The organism is Cellulosimicrobium sp. KWT-B, from assembly GCF_002127155.1.
GTDB lineage: Bacteria > Actinomycetota > Actinomycetes > Actinomycetales > Cellulomonadaceae > Cellulosimicrobium > Cellulosimicrobium funkei.
In genome coordinates this window covers 347,062-362,397 of sequence record NZ_NEDO01000004.1, presented here as the reverse complement: position 1 = coordinate 362,397, position 15,336 = coordinate 347,062, and the positions used below count along the sequence as shown (strand labels likewise).

The window sequence follows — 15,336 nt, the reverse complement described above, 5'->3', positions numbered from 1 at the left end:
TCACGCCGCCACGGCGAGCTTGCGCGAGGTGACGACGGCGTCCGCGACGCCGTACTCCACGGCCTGGCGCGCGGTGAGCACCAGGTCGCGGTCGGTGTCGGCGCGCAGGCGCTCGACGGTCTGGCCCGTGTGCCGCGCCAGCACCTCCTCCGTCTCGGACCGGATCCGGAGGATCTCCTCGGCCTGGATCGACAGGTCCGAGATCGTGCCCTCCCCGCCGCCCGACGGCTGGTGCAGCAGGACGCGCGAGTGCTCCAGCACGAACCGCTTGCCGGGCGTGCCCGCCGCGAGCAGGACGGCCGCGGCCGAGGCCGCCTGACCCATGCAGATGGTCGAGACGTCGCAGCGGACGAACTGCATCGTGTCGTAGATCGCCATCAGCGCGGTCGCGGAGCCGCCCGGGGAGTTGATGTACAGCCCGATCTCCTGGTCCGGGGCGTCCGACTCCAGGTGCAGGAGCTGCGCCATGACGACGTTCGCGACGCCGTCGTCGATCTCGGTGCCGAGGAACACGATGCGCTCGGACAGCAGGCGGGAGAAGACGTCGAACGCGCGCTCGCCCAGCGGCGTGCGCTCGACCACGGTCGGGATCGTGTAGCTCGCCATCACAGACCCACCTTCCGGGCCGCGCGGGCGGGGCGGACGTCGTCGACGCTCTCGACGATCCGGTCGACCATCCCGTACTCGAGCGCCTGCTGCGCCGTGAACCAACGGTCGCGGTCGGAGTCGTCGGCGATCGTCTCGACGGACTGCCCGGTGCTCTCCGCGAGGAGCCGGTGCATGAGCCCCTTGGTGTAGACGAGGTTCTCCGCCTGGATCGCGATGTCGACGGCGGTGCCCCCGATCCCGGCCGACGGCTGGTGCATCATGATCCGCGCGTGCGGCAGCGCGAACCGCTTGCCCGGCGTCCCCGCGCACAGGAGGAACTGGCCCATGCTCGCGGCGAAGCCCATCGCGACGGTCGACACGTCGTTGGGGATGAGCCGCATCGTGTCGTAGATCGCGAGGCCGGCGCTCACCGAGCCCCCGGGGGAGTTGACGTAGAGCGCGACGTCCGCGCGCGGGTCCTCCGCCGAGAGCAGGAGGAGCTGGGCGCACAGGCGGTTCGCGACGGCGTCGTCCACGGCCGTGCCGAGGACGACGATGCGCTGGTGGAGCAGGCGCGTCGTGAGCTGGTCGTCGAACGACGAGGCCGCCGGGGCGGCGGCCTCCGCGCGCGGGGTCCGGTGGTGGTCGCCGACGGCGGGTCGGCCGGTCAGGTGCGTGGTCATGCGACCACCCTGCGCCCGCAGTGGCCCCGTGAGGAGGCCGATCTGCCGTCGGCTCATTCGCCGACGGCAGATCGGCCGTCTCAGGACCGCGTCACAGGATGGGCCAGGGCTTCGGTTCGACGGTCACGCCGTTCCCCGGTGAGATGCTCACCGTCACCGTCGCGGTGCGCTGCGTGCCGTACGGGTTGCCGAGGATGCACCCGAGGTCGACGTAGCTGCCGGCCGCGAGGTACTCGGTCCAGGAGTAGCTCCCGACCTGGTTGCCGTCGTAGTAGCACCGGAAGGTGTAGGTGCCGGACGGGAACGTGGAGTTCGCGTTGACCCGGAAGACCGTGCACATGTGGCCGGTGCAGTTGCCGTAGCCGGGCTGCGTGTTGCGCTGCGGACCGCGCGTCACCCAGACGCTCGGCGGGACCGGGCGAGGGTCGGTGCGGTGCGTCGCCCAGCCGCTCCACGGCCCGCACCCGGCGGCGTTGCACGCCTGCGCCCGGAGGCGGAACGTCTGGTCGTAGTCGTTCCCGACGTCGACCGTCTGCCCCGAGCCGCTGGACCCGCCCTCGATCTGCCAGTTGTAGCGCGAGACGCCGTTGCCGCCGTTCGACGAGGGCGCGGAGATCGAGAAGCGGCCCGAGGTCGCGCTCAGTCGGGACACGGACACGCCCGGTTCGCTGGGCTTGCCGTACGCGCTGATCTGCCCCGACGCCGGGCTCGACGTGGACGTGCCGCCCTTGTTCGTCGCGGTGACGGTGAACGTGTAGTTCCCGGCGGGGAGGCCCGTGAAGTCGACGGACGTACCGTCGACGTCCCTCTTCGCGCCCCCGGGCGACGCCGTGACGGTGTACTTCGTGATCGGGCTGCCGTTCGCGTCGGCGGCGCCCCACGACACGCGCGGGATGCCGCTGTCCTGCCCGCCGCCGCCCACGTTCTGCACGCTCGGCCGGGGCGGAGCCTCGGGGCGCCCGTAGGGGACCACGGCCGCGGACGCCGCGCTCTCCGCCGTCCGGCCCGCCTTGTTCTCGGCCGTCACCGTGAACGTGTACGACGACTCGTTGTCGAGGCCCGTCGCCTTGTGGCTCGTCGCGGTGAGGGAGAGCGCGGCGCCGTCGCGGGAGCCGTTCTTGTACCGCTGCAGGGTGTAACCCTTGATCGCGTCGCCGTTCTCGAACGGCGCCTTCCACGACACGTCGATCGAGCCGCCGTTGAGCGGCGAGTCCGCGGCGCGGACCGCGCTCGGCGTCTCCGGGACGTCCGGCAGGCCCGCCGGGATCTCCTCGGCCGAGTACTCGCCCCAGTCCGAGGGGTCGGGGGCGAGGTTGTTCGCCCGGACCCGGACGCTGTACGCGGTGCCGTTCTCGAGCCCGTTCCAGACGTACTGGGTGCCCGAGAGCGCCGTGACCTGGACGGCGCCGCCCTTCGGTGCCGGGGAGATCTCGAGGTCGACCGTCTCGATCGGCGAGCGGTCGGTGTAGGTCTTGTTGGTCCAGGTGACCGTGAGGGACTTGTCGCCGAACTCGAGGGTGGGTGCGGCTGGCGGGTCGGGCTTCTCGTCGGGGCGGGCGACGGCGGAGGCCGGGGAGGCGGGTCCGTCGCCGACGGCGTTGGTCGCGTAGACGGTGAAGGTGTACTCGACGTTGTTGGTCAGGCCGTCCAGGGTGCAGGTGGTGGTGCCGCAGGCCTTCTCGTAGCCGTTCTGGGAGCGCACGGTGTAGCCGGTGATGTCGGCGCCGTTGTTGTTCGGCGGGTCCCAGGTGAGCACGACGGTCTTGGAGCGGACCTCGACGACCTGCGGGGTCGAGGGCGCCTCGGGCTTGCCCAGCACCTTGAGCTGCACGCGGCCCTCGACCATGCGGTCCGGGTCCTTCGTCGCGTCCTGGATCCGGTAGACGACCACCATGACGCCGACGAACGAGTCGGCGGGCGTCACGACGACGTCGCCCCCGCTGTACGACACGTCGCCGCTGCCCGTCTCGACGCTCGCCGCCACGATCTCGAGCGGCGTGTCGGGGAAGGGGTTGGAGTCGTTGGCCAGGACGGGCACGGTGGTGGCCTTGCCCTGATGGGCGTCGTCGACGGTGTCCGGGTTGGCGCGCGCCAGGGGCCGGGTCGAGGCCACGACGGTCAGGGTCGCGGTGCCCTCGACCGGGGGGTGCTCGCCGTCGGTGACGGTGATCGGGACCTGCACGACCGAGCCCTTGGGCACGTCCGGGGTCGCCTGGGCGCGCAGGGTCGTGCCCTCGACGGACACGGTCACGCCCTGCGCCTGGCCGGTGGCCTTGAAGGTCAGGGGGTCGCCGTCGGGGTCGGTCGCGAAGCGCGCGAGGTCGATCGAGGCCTCCTCGCCCGCCGCGACGTCGAGCGTCGGGGTCGACAGCTCCGGCGGCAGGTTCTCCGGCGGCACGACGCTGATCGGCAGCGTGAGCAGCGCGGTGTGGCCGTCGGGGTCGTCGGGACCGGAGCCGTCGGTGACCTCGAAGGTCACGGCGGCGGGACCGACGTAGTCCGCCGCGGACGTGTAGGTGATCTCCGTGGTCGAGAGGACCTCGCGCGTGCCCTCGAGCGCGGTGACCTTCTCCTCCGTGGTGAGCCGGGGAGTCTTGCCCTCGACGACCAGGACGTAGTCCGTGATGTCGATGGGCAGCGGCTCGCCGCTCACGACCTCCAGGGGCGTGATGCCGGGACGGAGGGTCGGGGCCTGGTCGGTGAGGCCGGGGACCTTGACGAAGGCCTTGGCGGTGAGGCCGTCGATGTCTGTCGCGGTGTAGGTGATGACCTGGCGGCCCTCGGTGAGGGTGATGGTGAGCTCGCCGTCGGGGGTGACGCTCGCGGTGGTCGCGTCGGTGGTGACGGTGAGCTCGCTCGCGGCGCCGTCGGGGTCCTCGTCGTTGTCCAGGACGGGGACGGTGACCTCGGTCTTGCCCAGGATGTCCTCCACGGGCACGGTGTCGTCGCGCGCGACCGGGGGCAGCAGGGGCGCGTTCGCCGAGACGTTCACGGTGACCGCGCCGGTCGCGCGGGCGCCGTAGGTGTCCTGGATCTGGTAGTAGAACGTGTACGAGCCGTCCTGGTCGGGCGAGGTGAGCACGATGCGGTCGGCCACGACCTCGGCGTCCAGGTCGTGGGTGTCCTCGATCCCGCCCGGGACCAGCCCGACCTGGTCGCCGTCGGGGTCGGTGTCGTTGGCCAGCGCCGCGACCGAGACCGTGCGCCCCGGGCGCACCGTCACCTCGTCGTCCACCGCGACCGGCGACTGGTTCGTGTCCGCGGGACGGGCGATGCCGACGTTGACCGTGCCCGTGGCGGTGGCGCCGCGCGCGTCGAGCACGGAGTAGGTGAAGGTGTCCGCCCCGGTCGCGTTCTTCGACGCGGCGTACTCGATCATCCCGTCCACGACCCGGGCGGTGCCCTTGCCCGCGGGGGTGGCGATCCCGGTGACCTGGACGGAGTCGCCGTCGGGGTCGATGCCGTCCAGCGGGACCGCGATGCGCACGCTGGACCCGGACAGCACCCGGGCCTCGATCTCGCGCGGCTGCGGCGGGGCGTTGTCCTCACCGTCGCGGATCCGGATCGTGACCTGGGCCGAGTCCTCCTGCCCGTTGACGTCCCGCACCCGGTAGATCGCGTACGCCGTGCCCGCCTCCGAGCCCGCCTTGAACCGCAGCGTGTCCTCCGACACGAACGCCTCGCCCAGCGCCGGGTCCACGTCCTGCTCCAGCTCGGGCTGCAGGAACAGCTCCAACCCGTCCGGGTGCGTGTCGTTCTTCAGCACCGGGACCGTCACCACGTCCCCCGCGTGCACCGTCACCTCGTCCGCGACCGCGTTCGGCGGCTGCAGCCGCGTCGGCGCCGGCACCGGCACGACCCGCACCTGGCCGGTCGCGGTCTCGGTGCCGTTGGAGGCCGTGTACTCCACCGTCACCGGCGCGTCCAGGCGCCGGATCTCGGTCACCCGCAGCATCTGGTGGGCCAGGATCGCGACCGACACCCCGGCGTCGGCGGGCACGCGCACGGACTGCACGACGAGCACGCCGCCCGCGGGGTCCGTGTCGTTCGCGAGGACGTCCACGAGCGTGGACCCGCCCGCCGGGAGGAGCGCGGTGTCGGTGACGACGATCGGGGCGCCTTCGGCCTCGGACGGCGGCAGGACGTCCACCCGCACCAGGCCCGTGGTCGCGTTCGGGCCGTCGGTCACCTGGTACGTCAGGTCGTAGGAGCGCGGCTCCATCGAGAGGAACGTGAACGTGCCCGCGTCGTAGTTCGGCGTGATCTGCGCCGGGGCGGACTCCGACACCGACGCCAGGCGCAGCTCGTCCCCGTTCGGGTCGGTGTCGTTGCGCAACGGCTCGACCGTCACCGGCTGCCCCGCCGGGACCACCACGTGGTCGCTCACCGCGACCGGCGGCTGCGGACCGGGCACCACGTCGACCAGCAGCTTGCCCTCGAAGGACAGCTCGCCGTCGGAGACGAGCAGGGTCACGATCTTGCGCCCGGTCGAGCCGCCGCCGTCGCGCAGCTCGACCGTGCCGTCGGGGCGCGAGCGCACGTCGTCGCCCGCGACCGTCGCGGCCGCCGAGGCGAGGTACAGGTCGTCGCCGTCCGGGTCCTTGAAGAAGGGCAGCACCTTGATCGTCGCGGCGCCGCCCTGGGCGACGCGCAGGACGGGGTCACCGGTCTGCTCGGGGGGAGCGTTCTCGCCCCAGGGGGACACCTTGAGGGTGACGCCCGCCTCGGCGACGCCGCCGCGGCCGTCGGACACGGAGTACCGGAACGACCCGGTGCCCTCGGCGTCCTCGGGGACGACGGCCTGGAGCGCGGCGCCGCCCATGATGGTCTGCACGGTCGCGTTCGACGGCGAGTCCCCGACGAGCGACGCCGTCATCACGTCCCCGTCCGGGTCCACGTCGTTGCCCAGCACCGGCAGGATCGTCGTGCGCCCCGGACGCACCCCGAACGTGTCGTCCTTCGGCTGCGGCGGCCGGTTCGGCTGGGACCGGTCCGCGATGAACTGGTCCACCTGCTCGGGGTTCGTCAGCTCCGCGTCGGCCTCCTCGCCCTCGGCCTCCTCGGGCATCTGGACGTCCCAGTCGTCGACCTTCTGGTACTCGTCCGCCGCCATCCACAACGTCCCCGCCGACAGGTCGTTGAGCACGATCACCTGCCGGTTCACCCGGTACTCCAGGCGGGTCTGAGGGTCGAGCCCTTCGAGGCGCTCGTCGACGTCGCGGTCGGTGCCCTCGCAGTCGCGGATCACCTGGCCGGTCGAGGCCCACGCCCCGTACGTGCACGACCCGAGGCGCACCGGGGCGGCCGGGACGCCCTGGGCGGCGCGGCGCTGGGCGTCGCCGCCCTTCAGGGGCTGGGTCACGAGCGCGTCGGTCGTCGCGACGACGACGTCGCCCGACCCGGCGGACGGCTGCTGGAGCCGCGCCTGCTCCGCGCCCTCGACCGCGACGGTCCGGCCGCCGGGCAGCACGAGCTGCGAGGCGGAGCGGTCGAGGACGACGGGCTCGTCACCGACGGCCGTCACCTCGACCTCGGCGCCCTTCCCGACCGGGAGGGACGTCGACGACGGGTCACCGAGGACGGCGCCCTTGCTCGTGGTCTCGACGGTCCACAGGGCCCCGGTCGAGGGGATCGCGGCGAAGACCGTCCCGTCCTCGGACACCGTCAGCGCGCCGTCACCGCCGACCTCGGCCGTCGGGTCGAGCTTCTCGGCGTCGAACGAGGTGGCGCCGTCGAACGGCAGGACCCACAGCAGGCCCTCCTCGCCGTCGAGGATCGCGGTCGTCGCGCCGCCGGAGGCGACCTGCGCCCCGGCCGGCAGGCGGATCTGCCCGGTGAGCTTGAGGTGGGCGACGTCCACGGGGGACGACGTGCTCGTCCCCTGGTCGTCGAGGAGGACTCGGCCCGCGTCCTGCTGCACGTCGAACGACGCGCTGCCCGCGTTGAGCGTGCCGTCCATCGCCTGGGACTCGTAGTTGAACCGCCCCACCAGGCCGGCCGACGTCTTCGTCACCCACACGCCCGAGTCGTTGAGGTCCACGTCCGCCGTGGCCTCGCCCTCGTAGAGCAGCGCCATGCCCACCAGCGCCGTCGAGAACACCGACACGGTGCTCACCGACGCGACGGTACGACGATGCTCGCGGATGGTCGTGAGAAGACCCACGTGTGCTCCTCTGTGCCTGGGCGGGGCACACGGTCTCCTGGTCCCGCCGAGCGGCGGTGACGAGGGGAACGGGTGCTCCGGTGCCCGCAGACTGCCCGCAGAACGCCCCGACGAGGGTAACCGAGGCAGGGTCGCTCAGGGCATGGGGAGGAGTCCCCATGGGGGTGGAATCTTCCGGTGATCAGGGCAGAAGGGACGCACGGGACAGGGCGGCCCGGTCGCGCGTGCGGTCCTCGGCCGTGCGGAGCGACGCGTCGTCCGGGCGGACGGCGGCCTCCGCGGCGCGCGGGGTGGTCGACACCCGGGACCGGGCGGCCGCGCGGCGGCGGCCGAGGTCGGCCAGGGCAGAGCCCACGAGGACGAGCAGACGGTCCGTGCCACGGAGCTCGGCCGTGCGGGGCAGGGTGGGGGAGTACGCGCTCATGAGGGGTTCTCCTTGCCGTCGATCGTCGGGAAGACGTTGAAGTGGATCTGCACGGGCCGCGCGCCGGGCGCCTGCTCCTGGCCCTGGAACCGCTGGAGCGTCGCGTCGAACGCGTCCCACGCCTCCGCGACCTCGAGCATCTGGTCGGCGGTGAGCCACATGCTCGCCGTCGTCAGGCGGCTGCCGTCGAGCCACCGCGTCGGCAGCTCGGGGGAGCGCTCGAGGAACGCCTGGATCTTGCGCGCCCGCGCGGACTCGAACTCGCGGCTCACCATCGCGCCCGCGAGCGTGGCGGCGGCGTCCTCCTCGTCGTGCGGGACGTCGACCGTGAACCCGCCCGGCGGGCGCTCCCACCAGCGCTCGCGCGCCGTCCCGCGGCCCGCGACCTCCCGGACGAAGCCGTGCCGCGCGAGCTGGCGCAGGTGGTAGCTCGTGGACCCGCTGGACTCGCCCACGAGGTCGGCGAGGCGGCTCGCGGTGAGCGCGCCGTGCGTCGAGAGCAGGTCGAGGATCTGCACCCGCAGCGGGTGCGCGAGCGCCTTGAGCTGCGCGGGGCCGAGCGCGGGGTGGCGTTCGGCCGGGACGGGTGCCGGTGCGCTGTCGGTGGGCATACGACGACCGTAGCGATGCAAACGACTCTTTGCAAGAGTTTCTTTGCAGCGAGATGTTGGCATGTGTCGGACGGCCCGCGCGGGGAGCGGGGGCGTGCGCGAGGTGCGAGCATCGAGCGCATGACGCAGGTGGCGGAGCGGGTGCGCGGCGCGGCGGAGCGCGCCATCTTCCTGCGGGTCGCGGGCCCGGACGCCACGGCGACGCGGGCGCGCATCCACGAGACGCCCGGCCCGCGCTGGTTCCCACCGGGGTCCGCGGTCCAGCGGGTGCACGGCGACGCGTCGATGTTCGTCGGCGGGCTGCGCGCGCTGCTCCTGCAGAGCCTGCACCCGCTCGCGATGGCCGGGGTCGCCGCCCACTCGGGCTACCGGGGCGACCCCTGGGGGCGCCTCCAGCGGACCTCGACCTTCATCGCCACGACGACCTTCGGCACGGCCGACGACGCCGCCGGCGCCGTGGCGGCGGTCCGCGCGGTCCACGAGCGGGTCCGCGGCGTCGCGCCCGACGGCCGCCCCTACCGCGCGAGCGACCCGGACCTGCTGCGCTGGGTCCACGTCGCCGAGACGCAGAGCTTCCTCGTGGCGCACCAGGAGTTCGGGCACCGCCCGCTCGACGCCGCCGGGTGCGACGAGTACGTCGCGCAGGCGGCGGTGGTCGGCCGCGCCCTGGGCGTCGAGGACGTGCCGGTCACGGTGCGCGAGCTGGACGACGCCGTCGCCGGGTACCGTCCGGTGCTCGGCCTCACCCCGGCAGCGCTCGACGCCGCGCGGTTCCTCCTCGTCGAGCCGCCGCTGCCGTGGGCGGTGCGTCGGGTGTACGCGGGGCTCGCGGTGGCCGCGCGGGCGTCCCTGCCGGACTGGGCACGCGCGGGCATGCCGCGCGTGCGGGGACTGCCCCAGCGGTGGGCGCACCCGGCGGGGGAGACGGTCACGCGGCTGCTGCGGTGGGCGCTCCCCGGGGCCTGACGGCGAGGCGCGCCCGGCGGGTCAGGCCTCGTCGCGGCGGCGACGGTAGGCGTCGAGGTCGTCGTTGAGCCGGCCGAGGAGCTCGGCGAGGAGGGCCCGGTCGAGGCGCGACCAGTTCCCGAGCACGTCCGCGTAGAGCGCGGTGCGCGCCACGCGGTGGGCCGCGAGCTCGTCGAGGCCCGCGCTCGTGGGCTCGACGACGACCGCCCGGCCGTCGTGCGGGTCCCGGGCCCGGCGCACGTGCCCGGCCCGTTCGAGCGCGACCACCTGGCGGGTGACGGTGGAGGCGTCGAGCCCGAGGCGCTCGGCGAGCGCGTTGACGTGCAGCGGGCCGTGGGTGCCGAGCGTGTGGAGCAGCAGGTAGCCCGACCGGTCGAGCGTGCCGCCCCGGCGCGACGTGCCGGGGCTCCCGGAGGCGCGCGTGCGCTCCGCACGGCGCAGGAGCTGGGCGACCTCGAGCTCGATCGTGCCCAGCACGTCCTGGGCGGTCGCGTCCCCGCGCTCCTCGGCCTGCGGCTGATCGTTTCCCTTGGCAACCGTCATGGGTGTATTCTACAGATAGTTGCCTGCTAGATACAGGTACTTCTCCCGCCGCCGCTCCTCGTGCGGCGGCCTCCCTCACCAGGAAGTGCGACCGAGTGGCCTCCACACGCAACGAACCGAACCGCACCGCCATCTACGCGACCGCCCTCACCGCGTTCTTCGCGATCGCCGGCATCGCCGTCGTCGACCCGATCCTGCCCGTGATCGGCGAGGAGATCGGGGCGTCGACCTGGCAGATCGAGCTCCTCTTCACCGCCTACATCGCCGTCATGGCGCTCGGCATGATCCCCGCCGTCATGGCGACCGGGCGCTTCGGCTACAAGAAGATCCTCGCCACGGGCGTCAGCCTGGTGGCCGTCGCGGCCGTGCTCGCGGCGCTGAGCACGAGCATCGGCCAGCTCGCCGCGCTCCGCGGCCTGTGGGGTCTCGGCAACGCGATGTTCTTCGCGACGGCGATGGTCCTCCTGGTCTCCCTGGCGAACGACCGCGAGTGGGTCGTCGAGCTCTTCGAGACGTGCGTCGGCCTCGGCTTCGCCGTCGGGCCGCTCCTCGGCGGGCTGCTCGGCGGCATCTCCTGGCGCGTGCCGTTCTTCGTGTGCGGCGTCTTCATGCTCGTGGCGCTGCTCGTGTCCGTGACGCGCCTCAAGGACCCCGCCGAGAAGCCCGCGCCGCTGCGCGTCGGCCAGGTCTTCCGCCTGTTCCGCAAGCCCGGCTTCCTCGCGCTCGCCGCGGTCACCGCCGCGTACAACTTCTGCTTCTTCGTCGTGCTCGGGTACACCCCCGTGTTCCTCGGGCTCGACGTCGTGCCGCTCGGTCTCGTCTTCACCGCGTGGGGCGTGGGGCTCGCGGTCGGGATCCTCGTCGTCGGGCACCGGCTCGCGCACCGCGTCGGCGCCGTCCAGACGCTGGGCGTGGCCGTCGTGGGCGTCCTCGTCGCGCTCGTGCTCCTCGCGCTCGACCTCGGGACCGCCTGGTCCGTCGTCGTGCTCGTCGGTGCCGGCGTGTTCATGGGCATCGCGAACGCCAACCTCACGGACCTCTCGCTCGCGCTCGGCGACCCCGACCGCCGCGTGACCACCGGCGCGTTCAACCTCGTGCGCTGGGGCTTCGCCGCCCCCGCCCCGGTCATCGCGGGGCTCCTGCACCCGGTGTCCGCGACGGCGCCGTTCTGGCTCGGGGCAGGGATCCTCGTGCTCGGCGTCGTCGTGTTCGTGGCGTACGGGCACCGGATGGCGGGCGAGCTCGGCGAGCGCGTCCTGTGGTCCCGGTGGAACCGCACGGCCCGGACCGTCGAGGGGACGCCCGAGGAGGCGCTCGGCGAGGTCTGAGCCGCCGGCGGCACCGACGGGGGAGAGGGTCCTGGGCCGCGCGGCCCGGGACCCTCAGTCCTCGGGGTCGGTCCCGGCGTCGGCCGAGCCGTCGCCCGAGGTGCCCGACGGCGCGCTGGTCGCCGGGTCGGGGTCGGCCGCGGCCGACTCCGCGGCCCGCGTGAGGGCCTCGATCCCGGCCGTCAGCGCGCGCAGGTCGGCGACGTCGAGCCGGTCGAGGAGGTCCGTGAGGGGCTCGTCCTCCTGCGCGACGAGCCGGCGCACCGCCGCGGCGCCGCGCGGGGTCGCGGCGACGAGGCGCACGCGACCGTCCTGCGGGTCGGGGCGGCGCGACGCCATGCCCGCCGCCTCGAGCCGGTCCACGATCCCCGAGAGCGTCGCGGGGGAGATGCCGAGCACGTCCGCGAGCCGGTGCGAGCTCGTCTCCCCGTCGAGCTGCAGCACCGCGAGCGCGCGGAGCTGGGGGACCGTCAGGGTCGTGCGGAGCAGCGGCTCGAGGCGCTGCGCGAGCAGCAGGTCGGCGAGCCGGCGCTGGGCGTCCTCGAGGCGCCGGGCGAGCGCCGCGCGCTCGTCGTCGGCGGGGTGGGTCACGGCGCCGACTCTATCGGTGGGCGCGGGAACCATCCTGAGATGCTTCGCGTTACGCTAACGAAATCGCGACGCCGACGTCGTCTCCCGCCCGACCTGGAACCCCTGGAGGCTCCGTGTCCCGTCTCGCCCGGCTGTCGCTGGCCAACCGCGCGCTCGTCGCGCTCGCCACCGTCGCGATCGCGATCTTCGGCGTCCTCAGCATGGGATCGCTCAAGCAGGAGCTCATACCGAGCCTGCAGATCCCCACGGCCGCCGTCGTCGGCGCGTACCCGGGCTCGGCCCCGGCGATCGTCGAGCAGCAGGTCACCGTCCCCGTCGAGACGGCCGCGCGCGGGGTCAAGGGGGTCGAGGACGTCACGTCGACGTCGTCGACCGGCCTCTCGGTGACGACCGTCCAGTTCGCGTACGGCACGGACATGGACGCCGCGGCCTCGCAGCTCCAGACGGCCGTCACGCGGCTGCAGTCCCAGCTCCCGGAGGACGTCGAGCCGCAGGTCGTGACCGGCTCCGTGGACGATCTCCCGGTCATCCAGCTCGCCGTGTCGGGCGGCGCGGACGAGGCGGCGCTCGCGGACACCGTGACGTCGAGCCTCGTCCCCGCGCTCGAGGACGTCGAGGGGGTCCGCAGCGTCGCGGTGAGCGGCGTCGCCGACCAGCAGGTGACGATCGCCCTCGACCCCGCCGCGCTCGCCGCCGCCGGGCTCAGCCCGCAGCAGGTCTCCACGATCCTCCAGGACAACGGTGTCGTGGTGCCCGCGGGCACCGTCGCGGAGGGCGACCGCACCCTCAGCGTGCAGGTCGGCACGGCCGTCACGACCGTCGACGAGCTCGCCGCTCTGCCCCTCGTGTCCCCGACCGCGGCGCCCGGCACCCCGCCGGTCGCGCTCGGCGACGTCGCGACCGTCACCGAGGGCCCGGAGCCCGCGACGTCGTTCTCCCGGCTCGACGGCGAGCCCGCGCTCGCCGTCGCCATCACCAAGACGCCCGCCGGCAACACGGTCGAGGTGTCGCACGCGGTCCAGGACGCGGTCGACGACCTCTCCGGCGTGCTCGACGCCCAGGACGTGCGCGTCGAGGTCGTGTTCGACCAGGCCCCGTTCATCGAGGAGTCCATCGAGGGCCTCGCGACCGAGGGCCTGCTCGGGCTCCTCTTCGCGGTCGTCGTGATCCTGCTGTTCCTCGCGTCGCTGCGCTCGACGCTCGTCTCCGCCGTGTCGATCCCGCTGTCGCTGCTCGTGACCTTCATCGTCATGAACGCCACGGGCTACACGCTCAACATCCTCACGCTCGGGGCGATGACGGTCGCGATCGGCCGCGTGGTCGACGACTCGATCGTCGTCATCGAGAACATCAAGCGGCACCTGTCGTACGGCGAGGAGAAGGTCGGCGCCATCATCGGTGCGGTCAAGGAGGTCGCGGGCGCGATCACCGCCTCGACCGTCGCGACCGTCGCCGTGTTCCTGCCGATCGCGCTCGTGGGCGGCATGGTCGGCGAGCTCTTCCGGCCGTTCGCGCTCACCGTCGCCATCGCGATGCTGGCCTCGCTCTTCGTCGCGCTGACGATCGTCCCGGTCCTCGCGTACTGGTTCATCACGTCGCCGCCCGTCCCGGCCGACCCGGAGGCCGCGCGCCGCGCGGGCGAGCGCGCCCGCGCCGCCGCGGAGGCCAAGGAGCGTCGCGGGCTGTGGCAGCGCGCGTACCTCCCGACGCTGCGGGCGGCCCTGCGCCACCCCGCGATCACGCTCGGCGTGTCGGTCGCGATCCTCGCCGGGACGCTCGCGCTCGTACCGCGGCTCGAGACCAACTTCCTCGGCGACACCGGCCAGGACACGCTCACCGTCACCGAGTCGTTCGCGCCGGGCACGTCGCTCGACGCGCAGGACGCGGCCGCGCGCGACGTCGAGCAGGCGCTCCTCGACGTCGACGGCGTCGCCACGGTGCAGACGACCGTCGGCACCGCGGGCGGTCCGGAGGCCGCGTTCTTCGGCGGCGGCGGGTCCCCGACGGCGACGTTCGCCGTCACGCTCGACGCGGACGCCGACGCCGTGGCGGCCCAGGAGGACGTGCGCGACGCCGTCTCCGGGCTGGGCGGCGACGCGAGCGAGGGCATCGAGGTCGCGGGCGCCGACGCCGCGTTCGGCAGCTCGACCGTCGACCTCGTGGTCCGCGCGCCCGACACCGACACCCTCGCCGCGGCGGCCGCCGAGGTGCAGGAGCTCGCGGAGGGGACCGACGGCGCCGCGCAGGTGACGAACAACCTCGCCGCCGCCCAGGCCACCGTCCAGGTGACGGTCGACCGTGAGGCGGCGGCCGCCGTCGGGCTCACGGAGACGCAGGTGGCCGGGACGGTCGCGGGGGCCATGTCCCCGGCCCCGGTCGGCACGGTGAACCTCGGCGACGGCCCGGTGCAGGTGCGCGTGGTCGCGGGCGAGGCGCCTGCGACGGTCGCCGAGCTCGACCAGGTCGTGCTGCCCACCGCCGCGGGCCCCGTGCCGCTCACGCAGGTCGCCGAGGTCGCGGAGGTCGAGGTCCCCACCTCGATCACGCGCGTCGACGGCGAGCGCAGCGCGACGATCGCGGTCACCCCCGCGGGGCAGGACCTCGGCGCGCTGACCACCGAGCTCACGACCGCGATCGACGGGCTCGAGCTCGAGGGCGGTGCGACGGTCGAGGTCGGGGGCGTCGCCGCCGACCAGGCCGACGCCTTCGCCGACCTCGGCCTCGCGCTGCTCGTCGCGGTCCTCATCGTCTACCTCGTCATGGTCGCGACGTTCCGCAGCCTCCTGCAGCCGTTCATCCTGCTCGTGTCGATCCCGTTCGCCGCGACGGGCGCGCTGCTCCTGCTGCTCGCCACGGGGACGCCGCTGGGCGTGCCGGCCCTCATCGGCCTGCTCATGCTGGTCGGCATCGTGGTGTCGAACGCGATCGTGCTCATCGACCTCATCAACCAGTACCGCGAGCGCGGGCGGGCGCTCGACGACGCCGTCATGGAGGGGTCGCGCAAGCGCCTGCGCCCCATCGTCATGACCGCCGCCGCGACGATCTTCGCGCTCACGCCCATGGCCATCGGGATCACGGGCGGCGGCGCGTTCATCTCCCAGCCGCTCGCGCTCGTCGTCATCGGCGGCCTGCTGAGCTCGACGCTGCTCACGCTCGTCGTCGTGCCGGTGCTCTACACGCTCGCCGAGCGCCGCGGCGAGAAGCGCGCAGCGCGCCGGGCGGCCAAGGAGCAGGCGGCAGCCCAGGCCGAGGCCGACAAGGCCGCCGCCGAGGAGACGACGGCGAACGCCTGAACCGCCCGACCATCCCCGGACCCCCCGGACCCCCCGGACCCCCCGGACCCCCGGACCCCCCGCCGACCAGGCGATCCCGGCGGGCCGAGCAGGTGGTCCTGGCGCGTCAGAGGTCCTGGACGCGCCAGAACCACTTGCTCGGCGCC

At 73.8% G+C, this 15,336-nt stretch carries 10 protein-coding genes; 3 read left to right on the top strand and 7 right to left on the bottom strand.

What is annotated here, in order from left to right; genetic code table 11:
• From B9L22_RS14365 to B9L22_RS14345, 5 genes are all read right to left on the bottom strand, one after another.
• Positions 1-606 (bottom strand): ClpP family protease, encoded by a 606-nt coding sequence (locus B9L22_RS14365; RefSeq protein ID WP_086150883.1) that lies wholly within the window; start codon positions 604-606, stop codon positions 1-3.
• Positions 606-1,271: a ClpP family protease gene (locus tag B9L22_RS14360; RefSeq protein ID WP_043659111.1), complete on the bottom strand. Its 666-nt coding sequence runs from the start codon at positions 1,269-1,271 to the stop codon at positions 606-608. Before B9L22_RS14360 ends, B9L22_RS14365 begins: the two co-directional genes overlap by 1 nt.
• 91 nt (positions 1,272-1,362) lie before the next feature.
• On the bottom strand, positions 1,363-7,386 hold the full coding sequence (locus B9L22_RS14355; RefSeq protein WP_233140147.1) for an Ig-like domain-containing protein: 6,024 nt from the start codon (positions 7,384-7,386) through the stop codon (positions 1,363-1,365).
• A gap of 229 nt (positions 7,387-7,615) precedes the next feature.
• Complete coding sequence (locus B9L22_RS14350; protein WP_086150882.1) at positions 7,616-7,858, bottom strand: hypothetical protein; 243 nt, start codon at positions 7,856-7,858, stop codon at positions 7,616-7,618.
• On the bottom strand, positions 7,855-8,469 hold the full coding sequence (locus tag B9L22_RS14345) for a transcriptional regulator (RefSeq protein WP_085387470.1): 615 nt from the start codon (positions 8,467-8,469) through the stop codon (positions 7,855-7,857). Before B9L22_RS14345 ends, B9L22_RS14350 begins: the two co-directional genes overlap by 4 nt.
• 120 nt (positions 8,470-8,589) lie before the next feature.
• Here B9L22_RS14345 and B9L22_RS14340 point away from each other — a divergent pair, with 120 nt between their 5' ends.
• Positions 8,590-9,435 carry an oxygenase MpaB family protein gene (locus tag B9L22_RS14340; protein WP_086150881.1) on the top strand — a complete coding sequence of 282 codons (846 nt, stop codon included), beginning with the start codon at positions 8,590-8,592 and terminating at the stop codon, positions 9,433-9,435.
• A 21-nt stretch (positions 9,436-9,456) separates the two neighbouring features.
• Here B9L22_RS14340 and B9L22_RS14335 read toward each other — a convergent pair whose 3' ends face one another.
• Positions 9,457-9,978 carry a MarR family winged helix-turn-helix transcriptional regulator gene (locus tag B9L22_RS14335; RefSeq protein ID WP_086150880.1) on the bottom strand — a complete coding sequence of 174 codons (522 nt, stop codon included), beginning with the start codon at positions 9,976-9,978 and terminating at the stop codon, positions 9,457-9,459.
• Positions 9,979-10,073: 95 nt separating this feature from the next.
• Between B9L22_RS14335 and B9L22_RS14330 the strand changes: the two genes are divergently transcribed.
• Positions 10,074-11,306 carry an MFS transporter gene (locus B9L22_RS14330; RefSeq protein WP_051028020.1) on the top strand — a complete coding sequence of 411 codons (1,233 nt, stop codon included), beginning with the start codon at positions 10,074-10,076 and terminating at the stop codon, positions 11,304-11,306.
• Positions 11,307-11,360: 54 nt separating this feature from the next.
• Here B9L22_RS14330 and B9L22_RS14325 read toward each other — a convergent pair whose 3' ends face one another.
• Positions 11,361-11,897 (bottom strand): MarR family winged helix-turn-helix transcriptional regulator, encoded by a 537-nt coding sequence (locus B9L22_RS14325; RefSeq protein WP_158097213.1) that lies wholly within the window; start codon positions 11,895-11,897, stop codon positions 11,361-11,363.
• A gap of 113 nt (positions 11,898-12,010) precedes the next feature.
• Here B9L22_RS14325 and B9L22_RS14320 point away from each other — a divergent pair, with 113 nt between their 5' ends.
• Positions 12,011-15,190, top strand: coding sequence for an efflux RND transporter permease subunit (locus B9L22_RS14320; RefSeq protein WP_086150878.1), 3,180 nt, complete (start codon positions 12,011-12,013; stop codon positions 15,188-15,190).
• The last annotated feature ends 146 nt before the right edge of the window (positions 15,191-15,336 follow it).